Origin of the sequence: Actinosynnema sp. NPDC091369, from assembly GCF_044757065.1 — a bacterium.
Classification (GTDB): Bacteria; Actinomycetota; Actinomycetes; order Mycobacteriales; family Pseudonocardiaceae; genus Actinosynnema.
The window spans coordinates 386,450-412,020 of sequence record NZ_JBIVUG010000004.1 but is presented as its reverse complement, the minus strand read 5'-3'; the positions used below and the strand labels follow the sequence as shown (position 1 = coordinate 412,020).

General features: G+C 73.2%; 23 protein-coding genes and 1 pseudogene. 17 read left to right on the top strand and 7 right to left on the bottom strand.

The features are described 5' to 3' along the window. Positions 1–65: 65 nt before the first annotated feature. Positions 66–701: a hypothetical protein gene (locus tag ACIQMJ_RS18420; protein ID WP_499762170.1), complete on the bottom strand. Its 636-nt coding sequence runs from the start codon at positions 699–701 to the stop codon at positions 66–68. Between the two features lie 17 nt (positions 702–718). Between ACIQMJ_RS18420 and ACIQMJ_RS18415 the strand changes: the two genes are divergently transcribed. The 5 genes from ACIQMJ_RS18415 to ACIQMJ_RS18395 all read left to right on the top strand — a co-directional run bounded on the left by ACIQMJ_RS18415 (position 719) and on the right by ACIQMJ_RS18395 (position 4,546). Continuing rightward, positions 719–940 carry a hypothetical protein gene (locus tag ACIQMJ_RS18415; RefSeq protein ID WP_499762169.1) on the top strand — a complete coding sequence of 74 codons (222 nt, stop codon included), beginning with the start codon at positions 719–721 and terminating at the stop codon, positions 938–940. A 61-nt stretch (positions 941–1,001) separates the two neighbouring features. After that, positions 1,002–2,492, top strand: coding sequence for an amidase (locus ACIQMJ_RS18410; protein WP_499762168.1), 1,491 nt, complete (start codon positions 1,002–1,004; stop codon positions 2,490–2,492). A gap of 34 nt (positions 2,493–2,526) precedes the next feature. After that, positions 2,527–3,387 carry an NAD(P)-dependent oxidoreductase gene (locus ACIQMJ_RS18405; RefSeq protein ID WP_499762167.1) on the top strand — a complete coding sequence of 287 codons (861 nt, stop codon included), beginning with the start codon at positions 2,527–2,529 and terminating at the stop codon, positions 3,385–3,387. 380 nt (positions 3,388–3,767) lie between these two features. Then, entirely contained in the window at positions 3,768–4,079 is a 312-nt protein-coding gene (locus ACIQMJ_RS18400; protein ID WP_499762166.1) for a hypothetical protein, read from the top strand. A gap of 110 nt (positions 4,080–4,189) precedes the next feature. Then, the gene (locus tag ACIQMJ_RS18395; protein WP_499762165.1) at positions 4,190–4,546 is read left to right on the top strand and encodes a DUF6292 family protein; all 357 of its coding nucleotides are present in this window, start codon (positions 4,190–4,192) and stop codon (positions 4,544–4,546) included. Here the strand turns inward: ACIQMJ_RS18395 and ACIQMJ_RS18390 are convergent. Then, positions 4,533–5,093 (bottom strand): hypothetical protein, encoded by a 561-nt coding sequence (locus ACIQMJ_RS18390; RefSeq protein ID WP_499762164.1) that lies wholly within the window; start codon positions 5,091–5,093, stop codon positions 4,533–4,535. The genes ACIQMJ_RS18395 and ACIQMJ_RS18390 overlap by 14 nt on opposite strands. Before the next feature lie 4 nt (positions 5,094–5,097). Next, the gene (locus ACIQMJ_RS18385) at positions 5,098–6,258 is read right to left on the bottom strand and encodes an L-histidine N(alpha)-methyltransferase (protein WP_499762163.1); all 1,161 of its coding nucleotides are present in this window, start codon (positions 6,256–6,258) and stop codon (positions 5,098–5,100) included. Positions 6,259–6,402: 144 nt separating this feature from the next. On the opposite strand from ACIQMJ_RS18385, the gene ACIQMJ_RS18380 reads away from it, so the two are divergent. Further along, on the top strand, positions 6,403–6,864 hold the full coding sequence (locus ACIQMJ_RS18380; protein ID WP_499762162.1) for an AfsR/SARP family transcriptional regulator: 462 nt from the start codon (positions 6,403–6,405) through the stop codon (positions 6,862–6,864). On the opposite strand, the gene ACIQMJ_RS18375 is transcribed toward ACIQMJ_RS18380, so the two are convergent. Next, entirely contained in the window at positions 6,833–10,069 is a 3,237-nt protein-coding gene (locus ACIQMJ_RS18375) for an ATP-binding protein (protein ID WP_499762161.1), read from the bottom strand. The genes ACIQMJ_RS18380 and ACIQMJ_RS18375 overlap by 32 nt on opposite strands. A 112-nt stretch (positions 10,070–10,181) precedes the next feature. Between ACIQMJ_RS18375 and ACIQMJ_RS18370 the strand changes: the two genes are divergently transcribed. Beyond that, entirely contained in the window at positions 10,182–10,895 is a 714-nt protein-coding gene (locus ACIQMJ_RS18370; RefSeq protein WP_499762160.1) for a DUF998 domain-containing protein, read from the top strand. An 87-nt stretch (positions 10,896–10,982) separates the two neighbouring features. Here the strand turns inward: ACIQMJ_RS18370 and ACIQMJ_RS18365 are convergent, their stop codons facing one another. Continuing rightward, positions 10,983–11,162 carry a hypothetical protein gene (locus ACIQMJ_RS18365; RefSeq protein ID WP_499762159.1) on the bottom strand — a complete coding sequence of 60 codons (180 nt, stop codon included), beginning with the start codon at positions 11,160–11,162 and terminating at the stop codon, positions 10,983–10,985. Between the two features lie 133 nt (positions 11,163–11,295). Continuing rightward, on the bottom strand, positions 11,296–11,640 hold the full coding sequence (locus ACIQMJ_RS18360; RefSeq protein ID WP_499762464.1) for an ArsR/SmtB family transcription factor: 345 nt from the start codon (positions 11,638–11,640) through the stop codon (positions 11,296–11,298). A 70-nt stretch (positions 11,641–11,710) separates the two neighbouring features. Here ACIQMJ_RS18360 and ACIQMJ_RS18355 point away from each other — a divergent pair, with 70 nt between their 5' ends. The 7 genes from ACIQMJ_RS18355 to ACIQMJ_RS18325 all read left to right on the top strand — a co-directional run bounded on the left by ACIQMJ_RS18355 (position 11,711) and on the right by ACIQMJ_RS18325 (position 19,951). Beyond that, on the top strand, positions 11,711–12,643 hold the full coding sequence (locus ACIQMJ_RS18355; protein WP_499762158.1) for a cation diffusion facilitator family transporter: 933 nt from the start codon (positions 11,711–11,713) through the stop codon (positions 12,641–12,643). Between the two features lie 221 nt (positions 12,644–12,864). Then, positions 12,865–13,872 carry a GDSL-type esterase/lipase family protein gene (locus tag ACIQMJ_RS18350; protein WP_499762157.1) on the top strand — a complete coding sequence of 336 codons (1,008 nt, stop codon included), beginning with the start codon at positions 12,865–12,867 and terminating at the stop codon, positions 13,870–13,872. Positions 13,873–14,012: 140 nt separating this feature from the next. Next, positions 14,013–15,017: an efflux RND transporter periplasmic adaptor subunit gene (locus ACIQMJ_RS18345; protein WP_499762156.1), complete on the top strand. Its 1,005-nt coding sequence runs from the start codon at positions 14,013–14,015 to the stop codon at positions 15,015–15,017. Beyond that, positions 15,014–15,751 (top strand): ABC transporter ATP-binding protein, encoded by a 738-nt coding sequence (locus tag ACIQMJ_RS18340; RefSeq protein ID WP_499762155.1) that lies wholly within the window; start codon positions 15,014–15,016, stop codon positions 15,749–15,751. Before ACIQMJ_RS18345 ends, ACIQMJ_RS18340 begins: the two co-directional genes overlap by 4 nt. Further along, positions 15,751–17,058 (top strand): ABC transporter permease, encoded by a 1,308-nt coding sequence (locus ACIQMJ_RS18335; protein ID WP_499762154.1) that lies wholly within the window; start codon positions 15,751–15,753, stop codon positions 17,056–17,058. The genes ACIQMJ_RS18340 and ACIQMJ_RS18335 overlap by 1 nt, the downstream gene beginning before the upstream one ends. 501 nt (positions 17,059–17,559) lie before the next feature. Beyond that, positions 17,560–18,372, top strand: a complete 813-nt coding sequence (locus ACIQMJ_RS18330; protein ID WP_499762153.1) for a nitroreductase/quinone reductase family protein — start codon at positions 17,560–17,562, stop codon at positions 18,370–18,372. A gap of 82 nt (positions 18,373–18,454) precedes the next feature. Further along, on the top strand, positions 18,455–19,951 hold the full coding sequence (locus ACIQMJ_RS18325) for a trypsin-like serine protease (protein ID WP_499762152.1): 1,497 nt from the start codon (positions 18,455–18,457) through the stop codon (positions 19,949–19,951). 187 nt (positions 19,952–20,138) lie between these two features. On the opposite strand, the gene ACIQMJ_RS18320 is transcribed toward ACIQMJ_RS18325, so the two are convergent. Then, the gene (locus ACIQMJ_RS18320; RefSeq protein ID WP_499762151.1) at positions 20,139–20,711 is read right to left on the bottom strand and encodes a TetR/AcrR family transcriptional regulator; all 573 of its coding nucleotides are present in this window, start codon (positions 20,709–20,711) and stop codon (positions 20,139–20,141) included. A 221-nt stretch (positions 20,712–20,932) separates the two neighbouring features. Between ACIQMJ_RS18320 and ACIQMJ_RS18315 the strand changes: the two are divergent. From ACIQMJ_RS18315 to ACIQMJ_RS18305, 3 genes and pseudogenes are all read left to right on the top strand, one after another. Next, positions 20,933–21,733, top strand: a pseudogene (locus ACIQMJ_RS18315) (S1 family peptidase); the annotation flags it as partial. A 27-nt stretch (positions 21,734–21,760) separates the two neighbouring features. After that, the gene (locus ACIQMJ_RS18310; protein WP_499762463.1) at positions 21,761–22,099 is read left to right on the top strand and encodes a proprotein convertase P-domain-containing protein; all 339 of its coding nucleotides are present in this window, start codon (positions 21,761–21,763) and stop codon (positions 22,097–22,099) included. A gap of 326 nt (positions 22,100–22,425) precedes the next feature. Continuing rightward, positions 22,426–25,509 (top strand): fibronectin type III domain-containing protein, encoded by a 3,084-nt coding sequence (locus ACIQMJ_RS18305; protein ID WP_499762150.1) that lies wholly within the window; start codon positions 22,426–22,428, stop codon positions 25,507–25,509. Positions 25,510–25,571: the final 62 nt, after the last annotated feature.

Here is a 25,571-nt window from a genome sequence, read left to right as displayed (position 1 = left end):
GCACGCCCGTTTTTCCGGAAGCCCAGGGGTCGATCGCGGGTTGTTCGGGGAGAATCGCGGGGTGTTCAGGGAGAGGGGATCTCCACGGCGATCTCCTCTCCCAGCCGTGCCCCGCCCGACAAGTCCAGTTCGTCCCCGCTCCAGAAGCGGCCCGGGTCGTACCAGTTCGCCCGCCGGCCGGACGGCAGCAATCCCATGGCCTCGTACGTCACGGCGACGACCTCCGCGCAGTAGGCCGTCTCCAGGGTGGCGTCCGAGGACTTGCGCAGGTTCGGCAACCGGCCGCGCAGCCAGCGGGTCGCCAACCGCGCGGTGGACGGGAACGGCGTGCCGTTCAGCCGGGCCACGGTCTTCAGCACGGCGTCGTCCTGCTCCGGGGTCGTCGGCCGGTCGAGCTGTCGCAACCACGCGCGTTGCCCGTACTTGCGCGCCCACACCAGGACCGCGTCCCGCAGGTCGTGCAGCTGCACGCCGCGGTGGTGCGTGCCGGTCCACACGTCCGGCAGCGAGCGGCCCAGCTCGGCGTGCCACATCAGCGGCGGCAGGTCCTCGACCGCGACGGTCATGCCCACGTGGTTGACCGGGCTGTTCGTGGTCACCCGGATCGCGCGGTCGGCCACCGAGCTGCCGCGGAACAACCAGACGTCACCGGTTCGGGTGAGCTCGACCGCCTCGTCCAGACCGATCTTCGTTCCAGCCATCCCGGTAGCCTAGGCAGATGCGGTGGTGGAAGCTGCTCGGACTGGCCGGTGTCGCGGGTGTCGCGGCGACCGGGGTGGTGATCGCGCGGGCGGAGCGCAAGCGCCGCGCCTACACGCCCGACGAGATCCGAGCGCGGTTGCACGCCCGGGTCGGTGAAGGCGCCACATCGGGTGAAGGCCCGTCGGGTGGTGGCGTGTCGGGTGACGGCGTGTCGGGGGAGTCCGGAGCGCCGAGGTAAGCCGAAGCCCCGACCAACGGGGGGTTGACCGGGAACGGTTCCCGGGGCTGGGGTGACCACCATGCGATCCCTGCTCGCGGCCCTGCTGTGCGTGCTCGTCGTCGCGCCGCCGGCCGACGCCCACACCCGTCCGGTCGAGAACCTGGACGCGGCCACCATCCCGCAGCTGGTCCGCCGGATGGACGCGGGCACCCTCACCGCCGTCGACCTCACCCGCGCCTACCTGCGGCGCATCAAGGCGGTCGACCCGAAGGTGCGCTCGGTGGTCGCGGTGAACCCCGAAGCGCTCGCCCAGGCGGCGGAGAGCGACCGGCGGCGTCGGAAGGGACGCGCCAAGGGTCCGATGGACGGCATCCCGGTGCTGCTCAAGGACAACATCGACACCCGGACCATGGGCACGACGGCCGGGTCGCGCGCGTTGCGCGTGCCGCCGCGCGACGACGCGGAACTGGTGCGGCGGCTGCGTGACGCCGGCGCGGTGGTGCTGGGCAAGACGAACCTGTCGGAGTGGGCGAACTTCCGCTCCACGTCCTCCACGTCCGGGTGGTCCGCGGTCGGCGGGCAGACCAACAACCCGCACGTCCTCGACCGCAACCCGTGCGGATCGTCGTCCGGCTCGGGCGCGGCGGTGGCGGCGTCGTTGGCGCAGGTCGCGGTCGGCACGGAGACCGACGGCTCGATCGTGTGCCCGTCCGGGCAGAACGGCGTGGTCGGGCTCAAGCCGACGCTCGGCCGGGTCAGCGGCGACGGTGTCGTGCCCATCTCGTCGAAGCAGGACACGGCGGGCCCGATGGCGCGGCACGTGGTGGACGCGGCCATCCTGATGTCGGCGTTGGAGGGCAAGGGCGTCGACTACGCGGCGGGCCTCGCGTCGGCGACGTTGCGCGGCAAGCGGGTCGGCGTGTGGCGCAAGGCGGGGCGCAGCGCCGACGCGGACCGGGTCGTGCAGGGGGCGGTGGACGTGCTGCGGCGGTCCGGCGCGGTGGTGGTCGAGGTGGAGCTGCCCCACCAGGCCGAGGTGGAGGCGGCCGAGTTCCCGGCGTTGATCACCGAGTTCAAGCACGACCTGGAGCGGTACCTGGCGACGCGGCCCGGCGCGCCGAAGACGGTGGCCGAGCTGATCGCGTTCAACGAGGCCGACCCGGTGGAGTTGGGCAAGTTCGGGCAGGAGCTGTTCGTGGAGGCGGCGAAGGCACCGCCGGTCACCGATCCGGAGTACGTCGAGCAGCGCCGCACGGCGACCTCGCTCGCCCGCCGGTCGATCGACGAGGTGCTGGCCGAGCACCGGCTGGACGTGATCATGGCGCCGACGAACGGACCCGCGTGGCGGACCGAGTACGGCAGCGGTGACGCGTACGAGCTGGGGTCCTCGACGCCGGCGGCGGTGTCCGGGTACCCGAACGCGACCGTGCCGGCCGGGTTCGCCGGGCTGTTGCCCATCGGGGTGTCGTTCATGGCGGGGCACGGGGCGGACGCGGGCGTGCTCGGGATCGCGGCGGCGTTCGAGCGGGCGGCGGACGCGCGTCGGGCACCGGGGTACTCGCCTTCGTGATGCGGTCCACCGTCCTTGGTGGAATGTTGGGTCCATGCGCGTGGTGGTGCTGGGCACGGGTCTGATGGGCGCCGGGATGGCGCGGAGCCTGCTGCGGTCCAAGATGGACGTGGTGGTGTGGAACCGGACCCTGGCCAAGGCGCGGCCGTTGGCGGACGAGGGCGCGGTGGTCGCCGAGGACCCGAAGAGCGCGGTCGTCGGCGCGGACGTCGTGATCACCATGCTGTTCGACGCGGACGCGACGGCCGGGGTGATGGCGGAGGCGTTGCCGGCGGTGTCGGTCGCGGACGGCGCGGTGTGGGTGCAGTGCGGCACGGTGGGGTTGGCCGGAGTTGAGCACCTGGCGGAGCTGGCGGCGACGTACGGCGTGCCGTTCGTGGACGCGCCCGTGCTGGGGACGCGCGCGCCGGCGGAGCAGGGGAAGTTGACGGTCCTCGCGGCGGGGCCGGTCGAGGTGCGGGAGGCCGTCGCGCCGGTGTTCGACGCGATCGCCATCCGGACGGTGTGGGCGGGTGAGCGGGCCGGGGACGGGCAGCGGTTGAAGTTGGCGGCGAACTCGTGGGTGCTGTCGATCACGGCGGCGACGGCGCAGGCGGTGGCGTTGACGCGGGGGTTGGGGTTGGACCCCGACGCGTTCCTGGAGGTCATCGCGGGTGGGCCGGTGGACAGCACCTACGCGCAGGTCAAGGGGCGGGCGATGATCGACGGCGAGTTCCCGCCGTCGTTCGGGGTCGACGGGGCGGTCAAGGACAGCGGGTTGATCCTGGCGGCGATGGCGGTGGCGGGGACGGATGACCGGTTGATGCGGGTGGTGGAGGAGCACTACCGGGTGGCGGCGGGGAGGGTGGGGGAAGCGGCGGACATGGCGGCGGTGGTGGCGGCGTTCCGGTCGTGAGGGGGTAGGGCGGGGTGTGGGTTCGGTGAGGTGAGGGCAGGGGTCCAGGTCGGTGGTTCAGCCTTGTGGGTTGGTGGCGGGTCCGTTGTGGGTGGGTGGAGAGGGGGAAGGTGGGAGATGGGGTGGGAAGGGGTACAAGTGGGTGACAGGTGCTCGGTGGAGGTGGCGGCGTGGGGGCTGGCGGGTTGGTTGCGGCGGCGGCGGTGGTTGGGGTGTTGGCGGTTGGGGTTGGTGGGGGTGTGGAGCCCGATGAGCTGTGGGGGGATCGGGGGTTGAGGGTGGTGGATCGGGCGACGAGGGCGGATGGGGAGTGTGTTTCGCACTCGTTCGGGCAGGTGCAGGAGTTGTTGCGGGTGGTCCCGTGTGCGGGGTTGCAGCGGATGATCTTCACCGTCACGGATGACGCGGGGAGTACGGCGGTGGTGTTCGTGGCGTGGGTGGAGTTCGGGGATCGGGAGGCGGCGCGGCGGTTCAAGGAGTTGGAGGACGTGCACGGGACGGGGGACATCACGCCGTTGGCGGGGGCGTTGGTGCAGGTCAAGGATGTTCCGTTCACGGCGCACAACTACGACTCGGACGTGGTGGACGGGGTGACGGTGGTGGTCGCGGAAGCGGAGAACGTGGCCGGTGGGTTCACGGCGGAGTACCTGGACGACATCGCGGCCGTCGCGGTGCGGACGCCGAGGCCGTGAGGAAAAAGTCGGAACGTTCGGGTTTTGGAACTCCACGGTCGGGCTACCCCGGATCGCGTCGAGTGGTCGGCGCGGACCGGTGCTTCGGGGGCGGAGAGCGGTGGTGCGTGGTGGACTGGGAATTCGATGACGAGGGCGCGGTACGCGCGCTGTTGGCCTACGTGTCGGATGTGACGCGGGCGCTCGGGCTCAGCGGGGAGTGCTCGTTCGTGCAGTCCGACGGCTCCCGGTTGGGTGCCTACCTGGCGTTGGACGGGCACCTGCCCGGTTTCGCGGATCGGGACGTGGCGTTGCTGTGGGACGAGGGGCGCGGTTGGTCGGTGGCGGTGGAGAGCGACAGCGCCGAGCCGCCGTTCGTGCTGGCCAGGTTGCGGGGGCCGGTGCGGCCGGAGCCGGCGGCGGTGGCGCGTTGGGTGGACGGGTTGCGCCTGGTGCACGACGGGCGGGAGTTGCTCACCGCGAGCTGACGTAGGTCTGGGTCTCGTCCAGCAGGGCGCGCACGCCCTGGAAGAAGCTGGTGGCGCTGTGCAGGGCGGCGTGGAACTGCTCGGCCTTCTCGTCGGACGGGCTGGTGAACACCAGCATCTCGGTCAGCTCCAGGCGGCGGTTGACCGAGGCGGCGGCGGTGCGCCAGCGGTGCAGCAGGTCGATCAGGTCGGCGTCGCGGTGCGGGCTGAGCGAACCCGAGGACAGCGCGGTGTCGACCGCCGACTGGACCAGGCGCGGGTAGACGCGGCGGGCGCGGGAGCCGGTGGCGCTGAAGGCTTCGCTGTCCAGGGTTTCCCTGTTTCGGGCCATTTCCAGGCGGATGGAGTCGAGCGCCTGGGTGCGCTGCTCGCGCTGCGAGGCCCAGCGCTCGGCGAAGATGCCGGTGATGCCGGCGAGCAGGGCCAGCGAGTTCACCGCAGGTTCCCAGCGCTCGCCCGGCGGGGACACGAAGAACCAGCTCACGCCCAGCACCATGGCCACCGCGAGCGCGCCGAACGTGAGCGCCGTGATCGCGATGCGGGTCATCGGGTCAGTTCTCCCAGATGACGCGGGCCACGTCGTCGTCCGGTCGGGGCGCGGGCACCGGGTCGCCGGGGGCGAGCAGCAGCAGGTCCATGCCGAAGCCCTGGGCCGAGCGCGGCACGGCGAAGTCGGAGTGGGTGCCGGTGACCTTGCGCATCCCGGCCGCGCGGACGATGCCGTCCAGCGCCCTGCGCGCGTACTTGCGGGTCAGGTAGAGGCGGATGGTGTCGCGGTCCGGGAACGCGACCCTGGTGCGGTCGGGCAGCATCATCAGGATGTCGTCGCCGGTCTGGTTCTGGTAGACGACCTTGACCTTCAGCGCCCGGTCGCCTTCGACCGAGCCGCGGAACTGCACGGCGTCGACGTTGATGGTCAGGTCGGTGTTGTGCAGCAGGGCGCTGGTGACGAACTCGCGGTAGGCGCGGCTGCGGGAGTACTCCTCGACCGCGTCGCGGGCCAGGTCGTCGCTGAGCTCCTCGGTGGTGGCGACCTCCAGCAGGAACAGGTCCTGCGGCCGGGCCAGCGCGGTGAGGTTGGCCAGCAGCGCGTCGTCGTGGTCGAAGTTGGCCAGCGTGTTGCCCAGCAGGGAGTACAGCACCGGCTCGTCGCCGACCAGCCGGTGGACCAGGTCGCGCAGCTCGGCGAGGTTGTCGTTGATGGAGAAGTCGAGCTGCACCGGCACGACGCGGTGCCCGCGCAGGCCGACGCGGTGGGTGGCCTCCTGGGTGCCCAGGCGCAGCATCTCCGAGCTCATGTCCACCGGCAGGTACAGCAGGTCGCGGTTGCGCTCCAGCAGGTGCTCCAGGATCAGCCGGTCCTTGTGGCCGGTGCCGACGCCGAAGCTGACGTGGTGGAAGCCCTCGCCGACCCGGCCGCGAACCCGACCCCAGCGGCGGGTGAACGAGTCCAGGCTCTGCTTCATCACCAGGTAGAACGGGTCGGCGCAGGCGTGCGCCCAGGCGATCGTCGGCCCGATGCCCCAGTAGGCGTAGCCGGAGGTGATCTGCTTGCCGTCGCCGTTGGACGACGGCTTGCCCAGCAGGTCGCTGGTCAGCGCGGCCAGCTTGTCGCGCTGGTCCTCGCCGACGAGGACCAGCGACCAGGCGAAGTCCGACTCGTCGATGGCCTTGGCCAGGTCGCCGACCAACCGCCCGTCGCTCGCCGTCACTCGGCCTCCTCCGCTGTGGTCCGCACCGGAAGCGTACCGATCACCACCGACGGCGACGCGCTTTCGCCCGCACGCCTGTCCGGGACGCGTCCGGACAGCCGGACAGGCTGTTCCCGGGGTGCGGGGTGGCTGGTTCCGGCCGTCATGGGGGGCACGGTGCGGGTGGCGGTCCTGGGTCCGGTCGAGGTGGCGCACGGGGAACGGCTCGTCGCCGTGCCCGGTCCGCGGTTGCGGTGCGTGTTGGCGGTGCCGGCGTCGGAGGCCGGTCGCGTGGTGCCGGCGGCGCTGCCGGCCGGGCCGGGTGTGGCGCTGGTCGACCCGGACGAGGTCGACCTGCACCGGTTCCGGGAGATCGCGGCGCGGGCGCGGGCCGGTGCGGACGTCGCGGTGCGGCGTCGGCTGCCGGCGGCGGCGGCGGAGTGGCGTGGCGCGCCGCTGGCCGACACGGCGGACGGTCCGCTGCGCGACCGGCTCGTGTCGCGCTGGTGGAGGAGCGGCCGGCCGCGCTGGAGGACCGGGTGGAGGCGGACCTGGAGCTGGGCCGCCACCACGATGCCGGTGTGCGCGGAGGCCGTCAGGTCGAACGACCCCGGCCCGTGGCGGTGACCGCTCCCGTGGCCGGGTCGGCGGCGGTCACGGCGCTGGACGCGTCCAGTTCCCAACCTCGCGCGTACGCGGCGGCGAACTCGTCCGCGCCCAGCGCGGCTCGGCCTCGGCGGGTGAGCTCGCGGACCCGCGGATCGGTGTGGTCGTGCGCGCCGCGCAGGCGGGCGGCGGCCCCGAGCACCACGGCCGCTCCGCGGTGCTGCCCGCGCGTCCCGGCGAGCGCGGCCACGTGCACCGCCACCGGCGCCAGGACCGGCAGTTCGCGGGTGGCCAGGGCGGCCGAGTACGCCTCCCGCAGCGCTTCGTCCGCGCCGGGCAGGTCGCCCAACGCCAGGCGGAGCGCGGCACGCGCGGTGGCGACCTGTGCCCGGGTGTGGAACGCGGTGTCGTCGCGGAGCCCCCGTTCGGCGTCGTCGAGCAGCGCGCCCGCCCGGTCGAGGTCGCCGAGCCGCACCCGGAGGTCGGCCTCCCGCGCGTCGACCAGGACCGGCAGGTCCGGGGAGGCGTGGAGCGCGTGGTGGCGGGCGGAGCCGAGGATCGCCATCGCCTCGTCGGTGTCGCCGCGCCGCACGTGCACGTCGACCCGGCTCAGGTCGCGGTGGAGCTGGTCGGCGAGGTTGAGCGGGCCGAACGCGCGGGCCAGGGTGCGGGCCTCGCGCAGGTCGGCCAGCGCGCCGTCGAGGTCGTCGTACCGGCGCAGCCGGGCCCGCACCGGCAGCGTGGCGGCCTGGCCCCAGCGGTCGCCGACCCGCCGGAAACCGGCCAGGGCCGCCTCCGCGTGGACCCGCGTCCGGTCCAGCGCGCCCGCGTTCTCGGCGATCTCGGCCTGGAAGTAGTGGGCCAGCGCGGACAGCCACCCGTCGTCGCCGTCCGCCACGCACCGGAAGGTCGCCGCCGCGGACGGATCTTCCAGCAGGAAGAGCAGGACCGGGCCGAACACGCGGTGGTGGCCGGGCAGCTCCGGGTGCGCCGGCAGCCGGTCGGCCAGCTCGCGCATCGCGGCTTGGTCGGCCGCGGCTTCCCCGGCGGTGGTGCCCGACCGGACGTCCGCCCGGCAGAGCAGGTGGACGGCTCGGGCGCAGTCGCGCTCGGGCGTCGGCTCGCCGGGCACCGCCAGCGCTTGGCCGAGCCAGTGGGCGGCGTCGGCGTGCCGGCCGACCATCTGCCAGTACCAGGTCAGCGACAGGGCGAGGGTGATCGCACCGGGGGAGTCGCGGGTGGCGCACAGGTGGTGCAGGGAGGCCAGTGCGTTGTCGTGCTCGGCGCCGATGGACGCCAGGGCCTCGAGCTGCTCCGGTCCGCGCAACGCGTGGTCGTGGCGCGCCACCAGCCCGGTGAGGTGGGCGGCGGCCAGGTCGCGGGTCGCGTCCAGCTCACCGGTGTCGGCCAGGCGTTCGACGCCGTACTCGCGGATCGTCTCGAGCATCCGGTAGCGGCCGGGCGCGAGGTGCAGCAGCGACCGGTCCACGAGGGCGGCCAGCAGCTCGGGGACGTCGGCGGCGGGCACGGTCGTGCCGGCGCAGACGGCGGCGGCCGAGGCGGGCGTGACGCCGCCGGGCAGCACGGAGATCCGTTCCGCGACCGCGCGCTCGTGCTCGCCCAGCAGCTCCCAGCTCCAGGCGATGACCGCGCGCAGCGTGCGGTGCCGGGCCGGTGCGGTGCGGTGGCCGGTGGTGAGGAGCCGGAACCGGTCGGAGAGCCCGTCGGCCAGGTCGGGCAGCGACAGCGTGCGCAGCCGCGCGGCGGCCAGTTCGAGCGCCAGCGGCATCCCGTCCAGGCCGCGGACCACGCGCACCACGTCCGCCAGCGTGGTCCCGTCGACGGCGAAACCGGGTCGCACGGCGGCGGCCCGTTCGGTGAACAGCCGCACCGAGGCCGCCTCACGGGCCTGGTCGACGCCGTCGTCCGGGGCGGGCAGCGCGAGCGGGCCCAGCGGGACGAGCGCTTCGCCGTCCACGGCGAGGGGTTCGCGGCTGGTGGCGAGCACGCGCAGCCCGGGGCAGCGGGGCAGCAGCGCCGCGACGAGGTGGGCCACCGCGTCGATCAGGTGCTCGCAGTTGTCGACCAGCAGCAGGCCCACCCGGCCGCCGAGCTCGCCGACGAGCACGTCCAGGTCGTCGCCCCCGACCCGACTCCGGGCGTCGAGCATCGCCCCGCCCCGCGCCCCGAGCACGGTCGCGGCGATCTTCGCCGGTTCGGTGACGGGGGCGAGGTCGACGAGCCGGATGCCGTCGCGGTAGGCGTGGCGGTGGCGGCGGGCGGCCTCCAGCGCGAGCCGGGTCTTCCCGGCGCCGCCGGGGCCGACGACGGTGACCAGGCGTCCGGTGGTGAGCAGGGCGTCGATGCGGGCGAGGTCGTCGTCACGGCCGATGAAGCTGGTCAGCGGTGTCGGCAGGTCGGTCGGCCGGTCCGCGGTGCCGCCGGTCGGGGTGGCCGGGGTCGGGTCGGGGCGCAGCAGGCGCAGGTGGCGTTCCCGCAGGGCGGTGCCCGGGTCGGCGCCGAGGACGTCGGCCAGGGCCTCGCGGACCCGTTCGTAGACGATCAGCGCCTCGGCCTGCCGCCCCTGGGCGGCGAGGGCGTCCATCAGGAGCGCGGCCACCCGTTCGTGGAGCGGGTGCGCGGCCCGCAGACCGGTCAGCCGGGCGGCGGCGGCCTCGGCCCTGCCCAGTGACAGCTCGGCGTCGGCGAGGTCGGCGACCGCCTCGATCGACGCCCGGGCCAACCTCGCCGCGACGGCGGGTGCCACCGCGGCGATGACCGCGGGTTCGGTGGCGGGGTGGTCGCCCCACAACGCCACGGCCTCGGCGAGCGCGGTGGCCGCGGCCTCGGGGTCACCGGCGCGCAGACCGTCCCGACCGGCGGCGGTGAGCTGCTCGAAGCGCAGCGCGTCCACGTCGGCCGCGTCCACCGCCAGCCGGTAGCCGCCCGCCGTCTGCACGACCACGCCGCGGTCCGGGTCGGTCGGGGCGAGGGCGCGGCGCAGCCGGGAGACGAGGGTTTGCAGGGCGGAGGCCGGGCCGGACGGCGGCTCCTCGGCCCAGATCGCGTCGACCAGCACGCCCGGCTCGACCGCGCGGCCACCGGCGAGCGCCAACCGGACGAGCAGGCCCCGCAACCGCGGACCCGGCACGGGCAGCACGGCGTCGCCGCGCGACACGCGGAACGCGCCGAGCAGCGTGACGCGGAGCCGCGCACCACCGTCCATGCGCCGATCGTCGCGCACTCCGCACCCCGACCGCGAAGCAGGGGCCGGCCGTGCAAGCGCCGTGTGCTCGCCGTGTGCGTCCCGTGTCAGCGACGCGGCCCAGCCTTGGCCCATGCGACAAGAGGAAGCCATGAACGACAACGCTGTCCACCTGCCGTCCCCACGGCGTCGCGGGGCGGGGGCGGCGCTCATGACGAGCGGCGTCGTCTTCTTCACCGCCGAGTTCATCGCCGCGGCGGCGTGGACGGACCCGCCCTACAGCTACACCCACCACTTCATCAGCAACCTCGGGGTGCACGGCCCCTCGACGGCCTTCGGCCAGTTCATGTACTCGCCGCTCGCCTGGGTGATGAACACCGGTTTCTTCCTGTTCGGGCTCGCCGCGCTGGTCGGCGTCCTCGTGCTGCGGGGGCTGCCCGGCCGGCGTCACCGCCCTGAGGTGGTCGCGGCGGGCCTGCTGGCTGCCGGCGGCGTGCTGCTGGCGTTCCACCCGGGCTCCGGCGAAGCGGCGGACAGCGGCGCGACCGATTTGCACGGCCTGGGCGCCTTCCTCGCGTTCCTCGGCGGCAACGTGCTCGCGATCCTCATCGGCAGGACGCACGAACTCCTGGGCCTCTCCCGCGGACTGGGGAGGGGGCTGGTGGCGGCCGGGGTGCTCGGCTTGGTCTCGATCGCGGCGTTCGCGGCCGTGCTCGCGTCGGACGCCGGGATCCTGATCGGTCTCGTCGAACGCGGGATCGTCTACCCGTTCCTGATCGGCTTCATCGTCGTGGGCGCCGCGCTGCGCAAGCGCCGGACTCCCGCCGGGACCACCGGCAGCCACTGAGCGCGCAGGCTGTTTTTCCTCGCCGCACAACGAGAACGGGGCCGCGGGCGGTTGCCCACGGCCCCGTCGGGGGACAGCTGCCGCGCCTCACCGGGACACCGGTTCGAGGACGCGACCCGACGCGGTCAGGTGTTCCCAGGTGCGGCCGCGCTGGCTGGGCGGCGCTTCGCCGTCGGCCGTGCACGTCGGGTACACCAGGCCGTAGGGGACGGGTTGGTGGAAGAGGTCTCCGCTGCGGATGTCGACCAGGTCCCGCGACTGCGCCATCACGACCTCCCGTCACAACAGGGTGAGGTGCCCATGATCCTGCTCCTCGTCGAACCGGGTGGGGGAGCCTCGGATACCCGCTGAGCTGCACTGATAAGCCAGATCCGTTGCGACGTAAGGGTGAATCGGGTGGTCACCGCCGGTGGTGCGCGACCTCCTGCTCGGCGTCGTCGGCGGGCGGGATGCCGCGGTCGACGTGGTCGGCGTGGAAGAGTGCTTGCGCCAGAAGGGCTTTCACGTGGTCGTTGGCCGCCGAGTAGTAGACGAACGTGCCTTCGCGGCGGCCCTTCACCAGTCCGGCGAGGCGCAACTTGGCCAGGTGCTGGCTGACCGCGGTCGGCGCGGAGCCCGCCAGCTCGGCGAGGGCGGCCACCGACGACTCGCCCTGCAACAGCGCCCACAGCACCTTGATCCGCGTCGGGTCGGCCAGCAGGCGGAACGACTCGGCGGCCAGGTGGACCTGTTCCTCGTTGGGCATGTCGAAGTCCGGCACCCGGCCAGCCTACTTGCTTGCGTATCTGCGTGAGTGCGCAGGTATGCTGGCAGTCGTGACAGGGCACGGACACGGACATGGGCACGGCCACGGGCACCGTTCGGCGGACCGGGTCGACACCGCGTTGGAGAGCAGCGACCGCGGCCTGCGCGCCCTGGTCGTGTCGTTCGCGGCGCTGTTCGCCACGGCGGTCGCGCAGGCCGCGCTGGTGCTGGTGACGGGCTCGGTCGCACTGCTGGGCGACACCGTGCACAACGTCGCCGACGCCCTCACCTCGGTGCCGCTGGCGATCGCGTTCGTGCTCGGCCGCCGGGCCGCGTCCCGCCGCTTCACCTACGGCCTCGGGCGGGCGGAGGACCTCGCCGGCGTCGTGATCGTGCTGGTGATCGCCGCGTCCGCGGTGTACGCGGGCTACGAGTCCGTGCGCGGCCTGCTCGACCCGCAGCCGGTGCGGCACCTGTGGGTGGTGGCGGCGGCCGGCGTGATCGGGTTCCTCGGCAACGAGCTGGTGGCCCGCTACCGGATGCGGGTCGGCCGCGAGATCGGTTCGGCCGCGCTGGTCGCCGACGGCCTGCACGCCCGCACCGACGGCTTCACGTCGCTCGCCGTGGTGCTGGGCGGCCTCGGCGTGGCCCTGGGCTTCCCCGCCGCCGACCCGCTCGTGGGCCTGGGCATGACCGCCGCGATCCTGTTCGTCCTGCGCGACGCGGCCGGCGAGGTGTTCGGCCGGCTGCTCGACGCGGTCGACCCGGCGTCGGTGGACCTGGCCGAACGCGCCGCCGCGCAGGTCGACGGCGTGGTCCGGGCCGACCGGGTGCGGATGCGCTGGACCGGCCACGTGCTGCGCGCGGAACTGGCGATCGCGGTGGACGCGGGCCTCAGCGTCGAGCAGGGCCACCGCATCGCGCACGAGGTCGAGCACCACCTCAAGCGCGCCGTCCCCCGCCTGGCCGCCGTCACCGTGCACACCGAGCCGGCCTCGACCTAGCCGTCCCGTCCCGGAGGGCCGTGCCCCCCGGCGCCCACGCCGCACCCGGCGGCCGTCGTCGTTCCTCTGTGGACCGACCGTGAGCTGCGGACAGCCGAAGGCGCGGGCAAAGCAGCCGATCGGCCGTTGTCGCCGCGCCACGCTCGCCCTACGGTCGGATCACGCCCGATCGACGGCACACCCCTTGGAGGCCCGCGGTGTCGCGGAAACAGGTTGGCGCCGTGGTCGGCGCGCTCTTGCTCACCGGCTCCACCTTCTTCGCCATCCCCATCACCGCGAGCGCCGTGGACGACCGGCCGACCGCCGTCGTCTCGCTCGGCGACAGCGCGATGTCCGGCGAGGGCGCCGGCTCCTACGAGCCCGGCACCGAGGGCGAGAACGGCAACTGGTGCCACCGCTCCACCCAGGCCATGGTCCACCGCACCCAGCTGGCCGACCGCACCGTCAACCTGGCCTGCTCCGGCGCCGACTCGGCGAACGTGTCGCTGGCCGACACCGTGCACTACACCGAGGGCAGCCAGGCCCGCCGACTGATCGACGTCGCCCGCCAGTACCGCGTCACCACGGTCGTCGTGCAGGTCGGCGCGAACGACGACGTCCGGTTCGCCGACACGATGGTCGACTGCGTCGCCGCGTGGGCGAACCCGTTCGGCGCGAGCTGCCGCTCCAAGCTGGAGCGCGAGTGGCCCGGCCGGCTGGCCGGCATGGCGCCCAAGGTCGAGAACGCCCTGCGCGACGTCCGCTCCGCGATGGCCCAGGCCGGGTACGCCGACTCCGCCTACAACCTGATCCTCACCTCGTACGCCTCGCCGGTGACCGAGAAGATGGACCGCTACCTGCACGGGCCGCAGGGCTGCCCGCTGCGCCTGGCCGACGCCGCCTACGGCCGCACGGTCGCCGTGCCGCAGCTGTCCGAGGCGCTGCGCGGCGTGGCCGGCCGGGCGGGCGTGAAGTTCCTCGACTTCTCCCGCGCCACCGAGAACCGCGAGGCGTGCAGCAAGGGCGAGAGCTCCGCGGGCGAGTGGCAGCGCCGGCTCACCGTCGACCCGTACGCGCTGGTGACCGGCGGCCTGGACGCCATCGGCATCCACCTGGCCCAGCAGTCGTTCCACCCGAACGCCGACGGCCACGGGCAGCTCGGCCGCTGCATCACCGAGTTCGTCCAGGGCGGCGCGGCCTCGGCCCGCTGCCTCGCGGGCGCCGACGGCAACCTGCACGCCGTCGCGTAGCACCGCCTGACCACCGGGGATCGCTCCCGCCCGACACCGGGTGGGAGCGATTTCCCGTTGGCGCGCAACCCCGATCACCCCGCCGGCGTCATATGGGTAAATTGGCGGGACCGGATTGGGGAATCGCTTTGGGGGGACCGGTGTCCGAGAACGCCTTCGTCCGCGTGTGCGGACTGGCCGCGGCAGTGCTCACCGCGGCCGCGTGCACGTCGACCGGAGCCGAACCGCTCAACCCGGAGCTGGCGCCGCGCGGCACCGTGCAGACCACGGCCAAGCCGACCCGGCAGGACCTGACCGACAAGGTCGCCCTGACCGGCAAGGTCACCATGAACCCGCTGTTCGGCATCGTCGCGCCGGTAGCGGGCGAGGTGCGCTACTGGTCCGTGCCCGAACCGACCGGCACGCCGACCAAGCCGACCCGCGTCGCCACGGTCTGGCTGGACGGCAAGCCGAACAACGTCGACGTGCCCGCCGGCGCCACGTTCGGCGGGCGCCTCGTCGACGACCGCACCAAGGTCACCGCGGGCATGCCGATCGCGTCGGCGAAGTACGCGGGCTACGGCATCGTCGCCGAGATCAGCGGCGAGCAAGCCTACCGGATCTCCGAGGCCGCGCAGGGCGTCGTGCAGGCGCAGATCAAGAACGGCCCCGGCCCGTTCCCGTGCGCCATGCTCGGCACGATCGCGGCCCTGCCGCCGGGCACCGTCCCCGCCCCGCCGCCCGCGCCGGAACCCGACACCGACGCCACCGGCGCGAACAACCCCGCGCCGCAGCCCCGGCAGCAGCAGCCGCAACAGCCCGACACCTCCTCCGAACCCACCGGCCTGCGCCTGGTGTGCACCGCGCCCGCCGACGTCAAGATGGTCAACGGCGCCGCCGCCACCCTCGAACTGGTCACCGAGTCGGTGCGGGGCGCGCTGGTCGTGCCGGTCGAAGCGGTCGCGGGCGGCCACGGCAAGGGCAAGGTCGACGTGGTCGGCCCCGACGGCGCCAAGCGGACCACCGACGTCGTGCTCGGCCTCACCGACGGCAAGGTGGTCGAGATCAAGTCCGGGCTGACCGGCGAGGAGACGCTCGCCGTGCCCGGACCGAACCTGCCGCCGGGCGAGGCCGCGGGCCAGGTCGAGCCGGGAGCCGGCAAGTGACCACGCCACCCCCGCTCGTGCCGCCGCCGGTGGCTGCGCCGCCGCTGCTGCGCCTCACCGGCGTCACCAAGACCCTCAAGGGCCAGGACGAGCCGCGCACCATCCTCGCGGGCGTCGACCTGACCGTGCACGCGGGCGACAGCGTCGCCATCCTCGGCCGCTCCGGCTCCGGCAAGAGCACGCTGCTCAGCCTGATCGGCCTGTTCGACCGGCCCGACGGCGGGCAGTACCTGCTCGGCGACCGCGACATCACCCGCATCCCCGAGCGCAAGGCCGCCGCGCTGCGCAGCGCCGAGTTCGGCTTCGTGTTCCAGCGCTTCTTCCTGCTCAAGCACCTCACCGCCGCGCAGAACGTGGCCATGGCCCTGGTCAACGGCCAGGGCTGGCTGCCGCGCCGCAAGCGCCGGGCGAAGGTGCTCGCGGCGCTGGACCGCGTCGGCATCGGCCACCTGGCCAAGCACAAACCGCCCCGCCTGTCCGGCGGCGAGCAGCAACGCGTCGCCATCGCCCGCGCCCTGGTGCGCGAGCCGCGGATCCTGCTGGCCGACGAGCCGACCGGCGCGCTCGACACCGAGACCGGCAACCTGGTCGTGGAAGTGCTGCGCCAGGCCACCGAGGTCGGCTGCGGCCTCGTGCTCGTCACCCACGACCACGACCACGCGGCGAAGATGGGCCGGGTGCTGCACCTGTCCGACGGCCTGCTGCGCCCGGCCGGGCAGCGGGTGGTCGCGTGATGAGGCTGTCGGGCCGGCTCCGGGCGTCGCTGATCATCGGTGGCCAGGGCATCCGGGCCCGCAAGCTGCGCACGTTCCTGTCCATGGTCAGCCTCTTCCTCGGCGTGCTGGCCGTGGTGGTGGTGCAGGCGGGCGCGGAGATCGCGAACCGGGCCATGCTCGCCGACGTCGAGCTGTCCCAGGGCAAGGACGGCACCCGGCAGATGTACCTGCCGCCGGAGGGCCAGGCCGTGCCCCTGGCGCTGGAGGTGCTGGAAGGCCGGGCCGACGCGGTGGCCATGACCACCGCGCGGGCCATCATCGGCGAACCCGGCGTGAAGCCGATCAACGAGGGCGGCGGCCCGATCGACCAGCCCGGCTACGGCGGCCCGCCCATGTCCTGCGACGCCAACGGCTGCTACGCCCTGGAGGACCCCGACGCCGCCGCACCCCGGGGGCAGGCCGTCGAACTGCAACTCGTCGGCCTCACCGGCGACATCCGCCGGTTCCGTCCGTTCCGCCCGTCGCAGGGCCAGTGGCTGGACTTCGGCGGCACGCCGTCCCTCGCGCCCCGGCTCGTGCTCAACGAACAGGCCGCGAAAGCCTTCACCCGCCACCACGTGCCCGCCGAGATGAGGGTCGACGGCGCGACGGCCAACCCCACGCCGCGGATCGTCGGCGTGGTGGACGACGGCGGCTACCAGCCCACCGCCTACGTGCGAGCCGACGAGCTCAGCAACTGGATGCCGGTCACGAGCATGAACGACACCACCTCGGGCCGCGCCGGCCTCCAGGTGCTCATGACGCCGGACGCGGTCGAGGTCGAGCACGCCCTGCGGGCCAGGCTGGTCGCGGCCGGCACCCCCGAGGACCAGATCCACGTCACCACCGTGGAGACGTTGAAGCGCATGTCCACCGAACTGGCGCTGATGCGCTGGATCTTCCTGGGCATGGCGGCGCTGGTGCTGCTGATCGGCGTCGCGGGCATCCTCAACGTCGGCCTGGCCACGGTCGGCGAGCGCATCGAGGAGTTCGCGCTGCGCCGCGCCGTCGGCACGCCCCGCCTGCTGCTCGCGGGCATCGTGCTGGCCGAGACGCTGCTGACCGGCCTGCTGACCGCGGCGCTGGCCATCGGCGCGGGCGTGGTCGGGCTGCAGCTCGCGCTCACCCTGTTCGGCTCGCGGTTCCCGGCGCTGGAGGGCACCGCGTTCCCGTGGCAGGCGGGCGTGGCCGGGATCATCGCGGGCCTGGTCGCCGGCATCCTCGGCGGCCTCGTCCCGGCGCTGCGGGCCGCGCGCATCCCGATCGCCACGGTCATGCGCGCCTGACCCGTCACGACGCGGCGGTCCACCGGCGCGCACCTTCGCTCGTCGGTGCGGCCCGGTCGCGGTGCTGGACGCGACCGGGCAGCCGTGCGGCCACAGCGGTTCCGCCCCGCGGTCGGTCAGCTCCGACGCCAATGCACGACGAACAACAACAGGAATAGAAGCCGGGCGCGTCACCGGTCGCCGCACAATGATCGCGGTTGCCCGACCGCGCATTCCCGGGATAAGCTCCGCGACGTGACTGCCGGGTCGGCCATGGGCCACGAGCGAGAGAGTCACCCGGCTCAGGTTTGACCGCCGGGTGGGCCAGAGGCCCGCCGCACACCGGGGTCCACCGGGTTTCCGCGCCGTTCGGCGTGACGCACCCGCACCCCTGTTCTCCCACTTCACCGCACCCGCGCGCACCCGTGTGCCCGCGCGCCTCCACAGAACCTCCACCGAAAACCACGGCGTCATTCACCCGTGGTGATCCGGTCATGCCCAAAATCAGGAGAAACACCGCAGATGGATTTCAACCAGCAGGTCATCGACGAGTTCCGCGCCAACGCAGGTCGCGTCGGCGGCCCGTTCGAAGGAGGCAGGCTCATCCTGCTGACCACCACCGGCGCCCGGACCGGCGCCCGCCACACCAACCCCGTCGGCTACCTGCCCGACGGCGACCGGATCGTGGTCATCGCGTCCGCCGGCGGCGCGCCCCGCCACCCCGACTGGTTCCACAACCTCGTCGCCGACCCGGTCGTCCAGGTCGAGGACGGCGTTTTCACCTACCAGGCGGAGGCCACCGTCCTGGAAGGCGAGGAGCGGGACCGGCTGTGGGCGCGGGCCGTCGAGTCCGACCCCGGCTGGGCCGAGTACCAGGCCAAGACGACCCGGCAGATCCCCGTGATCGCGTTGACCCAGATCTCCGGCGGCCCGCCGAACGCCTCCAGCTGGGGCGCCGCGCTGAAGCTCGTGCACGACGCGTTCCGCCGGGAACTGGCCACCATCCGCCGCGAGGTGGCCTCGTCCAAGCCGATCGTGGGAGCCCAGCTCAAGGTCAACTGCCTGACCGCGTGCCAGGGACTGCGGTTCCACCACACGTCCGAGGACAAGGGCACGTTCCCCGTGCTGCGCGAGCGCTTCCCGGAACTCGCGCCGACGCTCGACCGCCTCGCCGAGGAGCACGAGCACATCGCAGACCTGCTGGCGCGACTCCAGCAGACCGTCGAAACCGGTGACGCGGCGACGCTGCGCACCGACGTGGACCGGTTGGTCGACCAGCTGGAAGCGCACCTGACCTACGAGGAAGAGCAGCTGATCCCCTTCCTCGACGCCTGAACGCCCAGGGGCCTTCACCCGGCCGACCGTCCACATCGGGTTGAATGCCCATGTTTTCCAACCACCGAGCAAGGAGATGTCCGTGGGTAGAGCAAGGGGCTTGGGGGCCCTGTTCGCCTCGCTGGTCGTCGCGGCGACCACGCTGAGCGCGACCGGGGGAGCCACCGCCGCGCCGTCGGCACCGACCACGCTGAACCCGGCGGCGGTCGCGGAGTCCGTGCGGTACCTCGTCGACAGCTACGGCGTCAGCGAACGGGAGGCGCTGCGCCGGCTCGAACTGCAGAACGCGGCCGTCGGCTTGGACCGCGCGCTGCGCGCGGAGAACGCGGCCCAGTACGGCGGCATGTGGCTCGACCAGGACTCCGGCGAGCTGGTGGTGGCCATGACCGACCCGGCCGCCGCCGACCGCCACCTGGCGGCCGTGCCCGACCGGGCGCGGGTGCGCACGCAGCCCGTGCGGCACTCGTTGGCCGACCTGACGGCGGCCAAGGACCGGATTGCCGCGAAGGTGGGTGCCGGTCCGGACGCGGTGTTCCTGCCGGCGGTCAACGAGCGCGACAACGAAGTGGTCGTGTGGGAGCGCTCGTGGGTCGCGCGGGAGAAGGCCGCGGTCGGCCGCGCCTCCGCGACGGGGGAAGCCGACGCGGCCGTGACGGCTGAAGCCGACGCGGCTCGGCGTGCCGTGGCCGACGAACCGGGCGTGGCCGTGCGGGCGAAGGTCCTGCCGAAGCCGACCCCGATGTCGGCCACCTACCCCGACCAGGGTGCGTGCCACCCGCTCTCCTGCGTCGGCTACGGGCCGATGCGCGGCGGTCTGCGGTTGGACATGAAGCGGGACAACGGCACGTGGGGCGGGTGCACGGCCGGGTTCAACCTGCGCTCCACCGGGGGCGGCCACCCGGGCAAGGCTTGGGTCCTCACCGCGGGGCACTGCATGGCGACCAAGACGAACAACACGCCGACGCAGCACAACGGCGTGCCGGTGTTGCAGCAGCACGGGATCGAGCGGAATTCGTACCCGTACGACTACGCGGCCGTGCTGTACGTCGACACCCCGACCCGGCAGGCGTGGCTGGAGAACCACACGGGCCGCAACCGCGTGCTGAAGTACTGCCGCAACGGCGGGGCGGACAGCAACGCCGACACGCCGTGCGGCGAGCAGGCCAGGTCGGTGGACGAGTACATCACCGGCACGCACGCGTTGGCCGAGGTCAAGGCCGGCTGGGTGGTGTGCGCCTCGGGCTCCGGCTCCAGCGCGACCGACTACCCGGGCGCCGTCGACAGCGGCGCCGGCGCGGGCTACCTGGTGGGCACCCGCTGCGGCCGCGTCCTGTCCACCGACGTGGGCATCAACACCGACCTGTGCGCCCGCCCGGGCGACAGCGGCGGCCCGCTCTTCAGCCAGGTCGACCACACGGCACTGGGAATCCTGGAGGGCAGCCAGCAGTCCCGCTCGGGTGTCTGCTACGCCGGTGAGCTGAACAACTACGTGCCGATCGACACGATCCTCCAGGACATCCACCGCAGTTACGCGAGCATGCGGTCGACGTTCTCGGTGATCACCACGCCGAACGGCTGAGCCGTCCTGCCCGTCCGGGCCCGCCTCCCCGCCACGGGGGCGGGCCCGCCTCGGGTGCGCTTGCCACGCGCGGCGCGCCACGAGCCGTTGCTGTGAGGCACGAGAACGACCTATGAATGGTTGATCACTCACTCTTTCCGCCGAAGAAAGGGGCCGCCGCCCGACGGCCCGCCACGACAACGTCGGGTCAGTAGTGGCGGATGCCCTTGGCCAGCGTCTTCGCCCACGGCGCGTCGACGTGGTCGGCGTCCACCGCCATCACCAGGTGGCACAACATGCCCTTGGCGAAGAACTCCTGCACCTGCTCCTCGCTACCCCCGGACACGCTGCGCACGTACTCGACCGTCCGCGCGTACCCGCGCTGGACGACCTCGCGCACGGCCGGTTCCGAGATCGCCGCGCACTGGGCGTGCATCTGGACCAGCAGGAGCGTGCCCTCCTCCGCGATCAGCCGGGCGTAGGCTTCGCCCATGGCGCCCAGGACCGCCTCCGGCGTGCTGCCCCTCGCCGCCGCGACCCCGTCCGCCAGGCTCTCCCTGATCCGCGCGAAGCAGTGCTCCGCCACGGCGAGGAACAACGCCTCCTTGTCCGGGAACAGCCGGTAGACGTAAGCCTGGGAGATCCCGGCCGACTTGGCGACCTCGCCGGTGGTGGTGCCGTAGTAGCCGCGCGCGGCGAACGCGCCGAGGGCGGTGCGCAGGACGGTCTCCCGGCGTTCCTCGGCGGTCGACAGGCGGCGTTCGCTCGGCGCGGCTGGCATGAGTGTAATCAACCACTCACACCCGTGGAAGTCAAGTCGGCGACCAGGGGTGGGCCAGCGCGGACCGCCGGACGAAGTCCCGTCGATCGACGGATTGTGAGCGGATCGTCCACCACGGACGATGAGTCGCCGGCTGAGGGGCCGGCTGGGTAGTTCCCTGCGATCTCGACGTCCGGCCACCCTGCGAGCACGACCCCGGCCGGGCGCGGGAAGGATCAACCGTGCGCGACACACTGAGAAGGACGCTTGCCCTGGGCGCGGGCGTCCTCACCGTCCTGGCCGCGTTCGCGGGCCAGGCCATCGCCGCTCCGCCCCCACCGGACGCCGGCACGCCGACGCCGATGGTCGTCGGCGGCACCCAGGCCGCCAAGGGCGAGTTCCCCTGGATGGTCCGCCTGTCCATGGGCTGCGGCGGTGCGATGCTGACCGACCAGCTGGTGCTGACCGCGGCGCACTGCGTCAGCCGCACCGGCAACAACACCTCCATCACCGCCACCTACGGCGTGGTGGACCTCCAGGACAGCACCCGCGTCACCCGCACCTCGACCTACGTGCACCGCTCGCCCACCTACGACACGGCCACCGGCGGCGACTGGGCGATCATCAAGCTGGCGAGCCCGATCACCGGCGCGGCCCTGCTGCCCATCGCCACCACGGCGGCCTACAACACCGGCGTGTTCACGGTGGCCGGCTGGGGCGCCACGCGGGAGGGCGGCGGCCAGTCGCGCTACCTGCTCAAGGCGAACGTCGACTACATCGACGACACCACGTGCAAGAACTCGGACCCCTACTACGCGGACCTGATCCCGGCCGCCGAGCTGTGCGCGGGCAAGCTCGCGGGCGGCGTCGACACGTGCCAGGGCGACTCGGGCGGCCCGATGTTCCGCCGCGACAACAACGGCGCGTGGGTCCAGGTGGGCATCGTCAGCCACGGCAACGGGTGCGCGCGAGCGGACAACCCCGGCGTCTACACCGAGGTCAGCACGTTCGCCGCGGCCATCAACCAGGCGGCGGCCGACCTCGGCGGCACGCCCCAGCCGCCCGGCAAGGTGTTCGAGAACCTCGACAACGTGTCCATCCCGGACGCGGGCGCGGCGGTCTACAGCAACGTCACCGTCACCGGCATCGCGGGCAACGCGCCGTCCACGCTGAAGGTCGGCGTCGACATCAAGCACACCTACAGCGGTGACCTGGTGATCGACCTCGTCGCGCCGGACGGCTCCACGTACCGGATGAAGAGCTCCAGCGGCTCCAGCACGCCCAACGTGGTCACCACCTACACCGTGAACGCCTCCTCGGAGGTCGCGAACGGCACGTGGCGGCTCAAGGTGCAGGACGTCTACAGCCAGGACACCGGCTACGTCGACGCCTGGCGGCTCACCTTCTGACACAATCGCACACCGCACCACCCGACGACCGCGCGCCGAGCTCTCGGCGCGCGGTTTGTCATATCCGTGCCAAAAACACTCCGGGCACCGCGCACGCGGGTGCCAAATAGTTTTCTGTATCCTTCCTGTGTCTCGTTCGTGCAGGTAGACGGCGGGGTACTTGTCGAAAAGTGATAATTTCCGGCCCTGGCTGAAAATGAGCATTCGACGGTCTTGCGCAAGTGTTGCGCCGTGGTTAATTTCCCCAGGCAGCACGTCTGCGCACCATTTCACCCCTGCCCCTCATTCTGCCGGCGTGCGCGCTCGGCGTCAGGGAGGACGTTTCCGTGAGACACAGCAGACCAGCCCGCGGGCTGACCGGGCTCGGCGCGGTGGTCACCGCGACCGCGGTCGTCGGGGGGCTCGTGCTCGGCACGGGCACCGGCTCGGCCGCGCAGGGCGACCTCACCCAGACCTACAGCTGCCCGTTCCCCCTGATCGGCGACCAGACCGTCACGGTCGACATCACGACCACCCAGCCCGGCACGGTCGCCGCGGGCCGGTTCACCCCGAAGCTCGACATCACCGCCGTGTCCAACGCGGGCCCGACCGCCACCCAGGGCCTGCGGCTGGTCGGCGCGGAGACCATTCGCGGCACGGCCCGCGCCACCTCGAAGGTCACCGCGCCCGGCGACCAGGGCGCGCTCACCGTGCAGGTCGCCACCGACGTGCCGAACCAGCCGATCCCGGCGGTCGGCCACGACCTGGTGCTCAACGCCGTCGGTTCCGCGCCCGGCCTGCGCTTCGACCAGCCCGGCACGGCCACCGTCGAGGTGACCGACCTGGTGCTGGAGATGACGCCGCTGCGGGCCGACGGCACGCCGACCGACCTGGGCACGTTCGTCGCGGACTGCACGCCGACGCCGGGCCAGGACACGGTGTTGCAGACCTACACCGTCACCGGCTCGGCCGTCACGCCGGAGACGCCGGCGGGCACGGGCGGCACGCCGCCGCTGCGCCAGGTCTACACCTGCCCGTTCCCGCTGATCGGCAACCAGAACGTCACCGTGGACATCGACGCGGACCTGCCCGCGGAGATCGGCGTCGGCGAGTTCACGCCGCAGATCGGCATCTCCGCCGTGTCGAACGCCGGACCGACCGCGACCCAGGGCCTGCGGCTGGTCGGCGCGGAGACCATCCAGGGCACGGCGGTGGCGACGTCGCTGGTCCGGTCGCCGGGCAACCACCAGGCCGTGGCCGTGCCGACGACCGTGCCCACCCAGCCGATCCCGGTCAGCGGCGACCTGGTCATCAACGCCGCCGGCACCGCGCCGGCGCTGCGGTTCGACGAGCCGGGCACGGCGACGCTGTCCGTGCACGACCTCGTGCTCACCATGACCCCGAAGAAGGCCGACGGCAGCGACACCGGCCTGGGCACGTTCGTCGCGGACTGCACGCCGGTCGACCCGGCCCAGCGCACCGTGCTGCACACGTTCACCGTCACCCCGGCGCAGGACACCGAAGCGCCCGCCACCCCGACCGGCCTGACCGCCGGCGACACCACACCGACCAGCGTGGCCCTGACGTGGGCGGCGGCCACCGACAACGTGGGTGTCACCGGCTACGACGTCTACGCCGGGAACACCCTCGTGACCAGCGTCGAGGGCACCTCCGCCACGGTCGGCGGCCTCGCGCCCGACACCGAGTACAGCTTCACGGTGGTGGCGAGGGACGCGGCGGGCAACCGCTCGTCGGCCGGCTCGGCGGTCACGGCCCGCACCAAGGCCGCGCCGGACACCCAGGCCCCGACCGCGCCGGGCAACCTCGCCTCCACCGGTGCGACGCCGACCAGCGTCTCGCTGGAGTGGGCGGCGGCGAGCGACAACGTCGGCGTCACGCGTTACGAGGTGTTCAACGGCGGCACGCCCGCGACCACCGTGGAAGGCACCAGCGCCACCGTCGACGGCCTGAGCCCGAACACCGAGTACGCGTTCACCGTCCGGGCCGTGGACGCCGCGGGCAACGAGTCGGGCCACAGCGACCCGCTCACCGTCCGCACGCCCGAAGCGCCCGACTCCGAAGGCCCGAGCGCCCCGGCCAACCCGCGCACCACCGGTGCGTCCGCGTCGAGCATCGGCCTGGCCTGGGACGCCTCCGCGGACAACGTCGGCGTGACGGGTTACGACGTCTACAACGGCTCCACGCTCGCGTCCACTGTGGAGGGCACGAGCGCGACGGTCGGCGGTCTCGCGCCCGATACCGAGTACTCCTTCACGGTGGTGGCGAGGGATGCGGCGGGCAACCGGTCGGCGGCCAGTGCCGCGGTCACCGCCCGCACCGAGACCGCACCCGACACCGAAGGCCCGAGCGCACCGGCGGGTCTCGCGGTCTCCGGCGTCACGCAGTCCAGCGTCAGCCTGGGCTGGACCGCCTCCGCGGACAACGTCGGCGTGACGGGTTACGACGTCTACAACGGCTCCACGCTCGCGTCCACTGTGGAGGGCACGAGCGCGACGGTCGGCGGTCTCGCGCCCGGCACCGAGTACTCCTTCACGGTGGTGGCGAAGGACGCGGCGGGCAACCGGTCGGCGGCCAGTGCCGCGGTGACCGCCCGCACCGAGAACGCGCCCGACACCCGGGCACCGACCGCACCGAGCGTGCTGCGCTCCACCGCCCAGACCCCGAACAGCGTCACGCTCGCCTGGGACGCCTCGACCGACGACGTCGGCGTGATCGGCTACGAGGTGTTCACCGGCGGCACGTCCGCCGCCACGACCACCGCCGCCACGGTCACGGTCGGCGGTCTCCAGCCGGACACCGAGTACACGTTCACCGTCGTCGCCAAGGACGCGGCCGGCAACACGTCCGACGCGAGCGCCGCCCTGAAGGTCCGCACCAAGGCGGACCAGGGGCCGCCGGTCGTCGAGTACGGCTACGGCCTGACCGGCACCACGAAGATCAAGGCCGCCAACGGCACCGTCGCCCTCACCGGCGGCATCGCCGCCGCGCTCGACCTCTCCACGGGCGCGTTCCAGGCCGACCTCACCCTCAACCCCACCACCGGCCAGTTCCGGGTCTTCGGCTTCGTGCCGGTCAAGGCGAGGATCGAGTTCGTGCAAGCGGCCAAGACCACCGGCACGCTGGCGGGCGGCGTGCTCAAGTCGACGTCGAGCGTGACGGTGAAGCTGCCGCACGTCTCCGTGCTCGGCATCCCGGTGAGCACCAGCGCCGACTGCCGGACCAGGACGCCCGCGTCGATCCCGCTGGAGTCCCGGCCCGGGTTCGACCCGCTCGCCGGCGGCACCGCGACCGGCGTCTACACCCTGCCCGCGCTGACCGGCTGCGGCCCGCTCACCGGGCTGATCAGCGGGCTGACGTCGGGTCCGGGCAACACCATCCAGGTGGCGCTGTCGCCGCGCCCGCAGCGCTGACGCCCGACGCCCGACCCCGCGGCCCCGTCCGGCTCGTCCGGGCGGGGCCGCCAGGTGCGCAC

Excerpts from the sequence above, each read along its gene's own strand:
- ACIQMJ_RS18410 (WP_499762168.1), top strand. The coding sequence starts at position 1,002 with ATGCGATCCCTGCTCGCGGCCCTGCTGTGCGTGCTCGTCGTCGCGCCG.
- ACIQMJ_RS18420 (WP_499762170.1), bottom strand. The coding sequence starts at position 701 with ATGGCTGGAACGAAGATCGGTCTGGACGAGGCGGTCGAGCTCACCCGA.
- ACIQMJ_RS18405 (WP_499762167.1), top strand. The coding sequence starts at position 2,527 with ATGCGCGTGGTGGTGCTGGGCACGGGTCTGATGGGCGCCGGGATGGCG.
- ACIQMJ_RS18380 (WP_499762162.1), top strand. The coding sequence starts at position 6,403 with ATGGGGGGCACGGTGCGGGTGGCGGTCCTGGGTCCGGTCGAGGTGGCG.
- ACIQMJ_RS18365 (WP_499762159.1), bottom strand. The coding sequence starts at position 11,162 with ATGGCGCAGTCGCGGGACCTGGTCGACATCCGCAGCGGAGACCTCTTC.
- ACIQMJ_RS18370 (WP_499762160.1), top strand. The coding sequence starts at position 10,182 with ATGCGACAAGAGGAAGCCATGAACGACAACGCTGTCCACCTGCCGTCC.
- ACIQMJ_RS18390 (WP_499762164.1), bottom strand. The coding sequence starts at position 5,093 with ATGACCCGCATCGCGATCACGGCGCTCACGTTCGGCGCGCTCGCGGTG.
- ACIQMJ_RS18335 (WP_499762154.1), top strand. The coding sequence starts at position 15,751 with ATGAGGCTGTCGGGCCGGCTCCGGGCGTCGCTGATCATCGGTGGCCAG.
- ACIQMJ_RS18360 (WP_499762464.1), bottom strand. The coding sequence starts at position 11,640 with ATGCCCAACGAGGAACAGGTCCACCTGGCCGCCGAGTCGTTCCGCCTG.
- ACIQMJ_RS18415 (WP_499762169.1), top strand. The coding sequence starts at position 719 with ATGCGGTGGTGGAAGCTGCTCGGACTGGCCGGTGTCGCGGGTGTCGCG.
- ACIQMJ_RS18320 (WP_499762151.1), bottom strand. The coding sequence starts at position 20,711 with ATGCCAGCCGCGCCGAGCGAACGCCGCCTGTCGACCGCCGAGGAACGC.
- ACIQMJ_RS18330 (WP_499762153.1), top strand. The coding sequence starts at position 17,560 with ATGGATTTCAACCAGCAGGTCATCGACGAGTTCCGCGCCAACGCAGGT.
- ACIQMJ_RS18400 (WP_499762166.1), top strand. The coding sequence starts at position 3,768 with ATGATCTTCACCGTCACGGATGACGCGGGGAGTACGGCGGTGGTGTTC.
- ACIQMJ_RS18375 (WP_499762161.1), bottom strand. The coding sequence starts at position 10,069 with ATGGACGGTGGTGCGCGGCTCCGCGTCACGCTGCTCGGCGCGTTCCGC.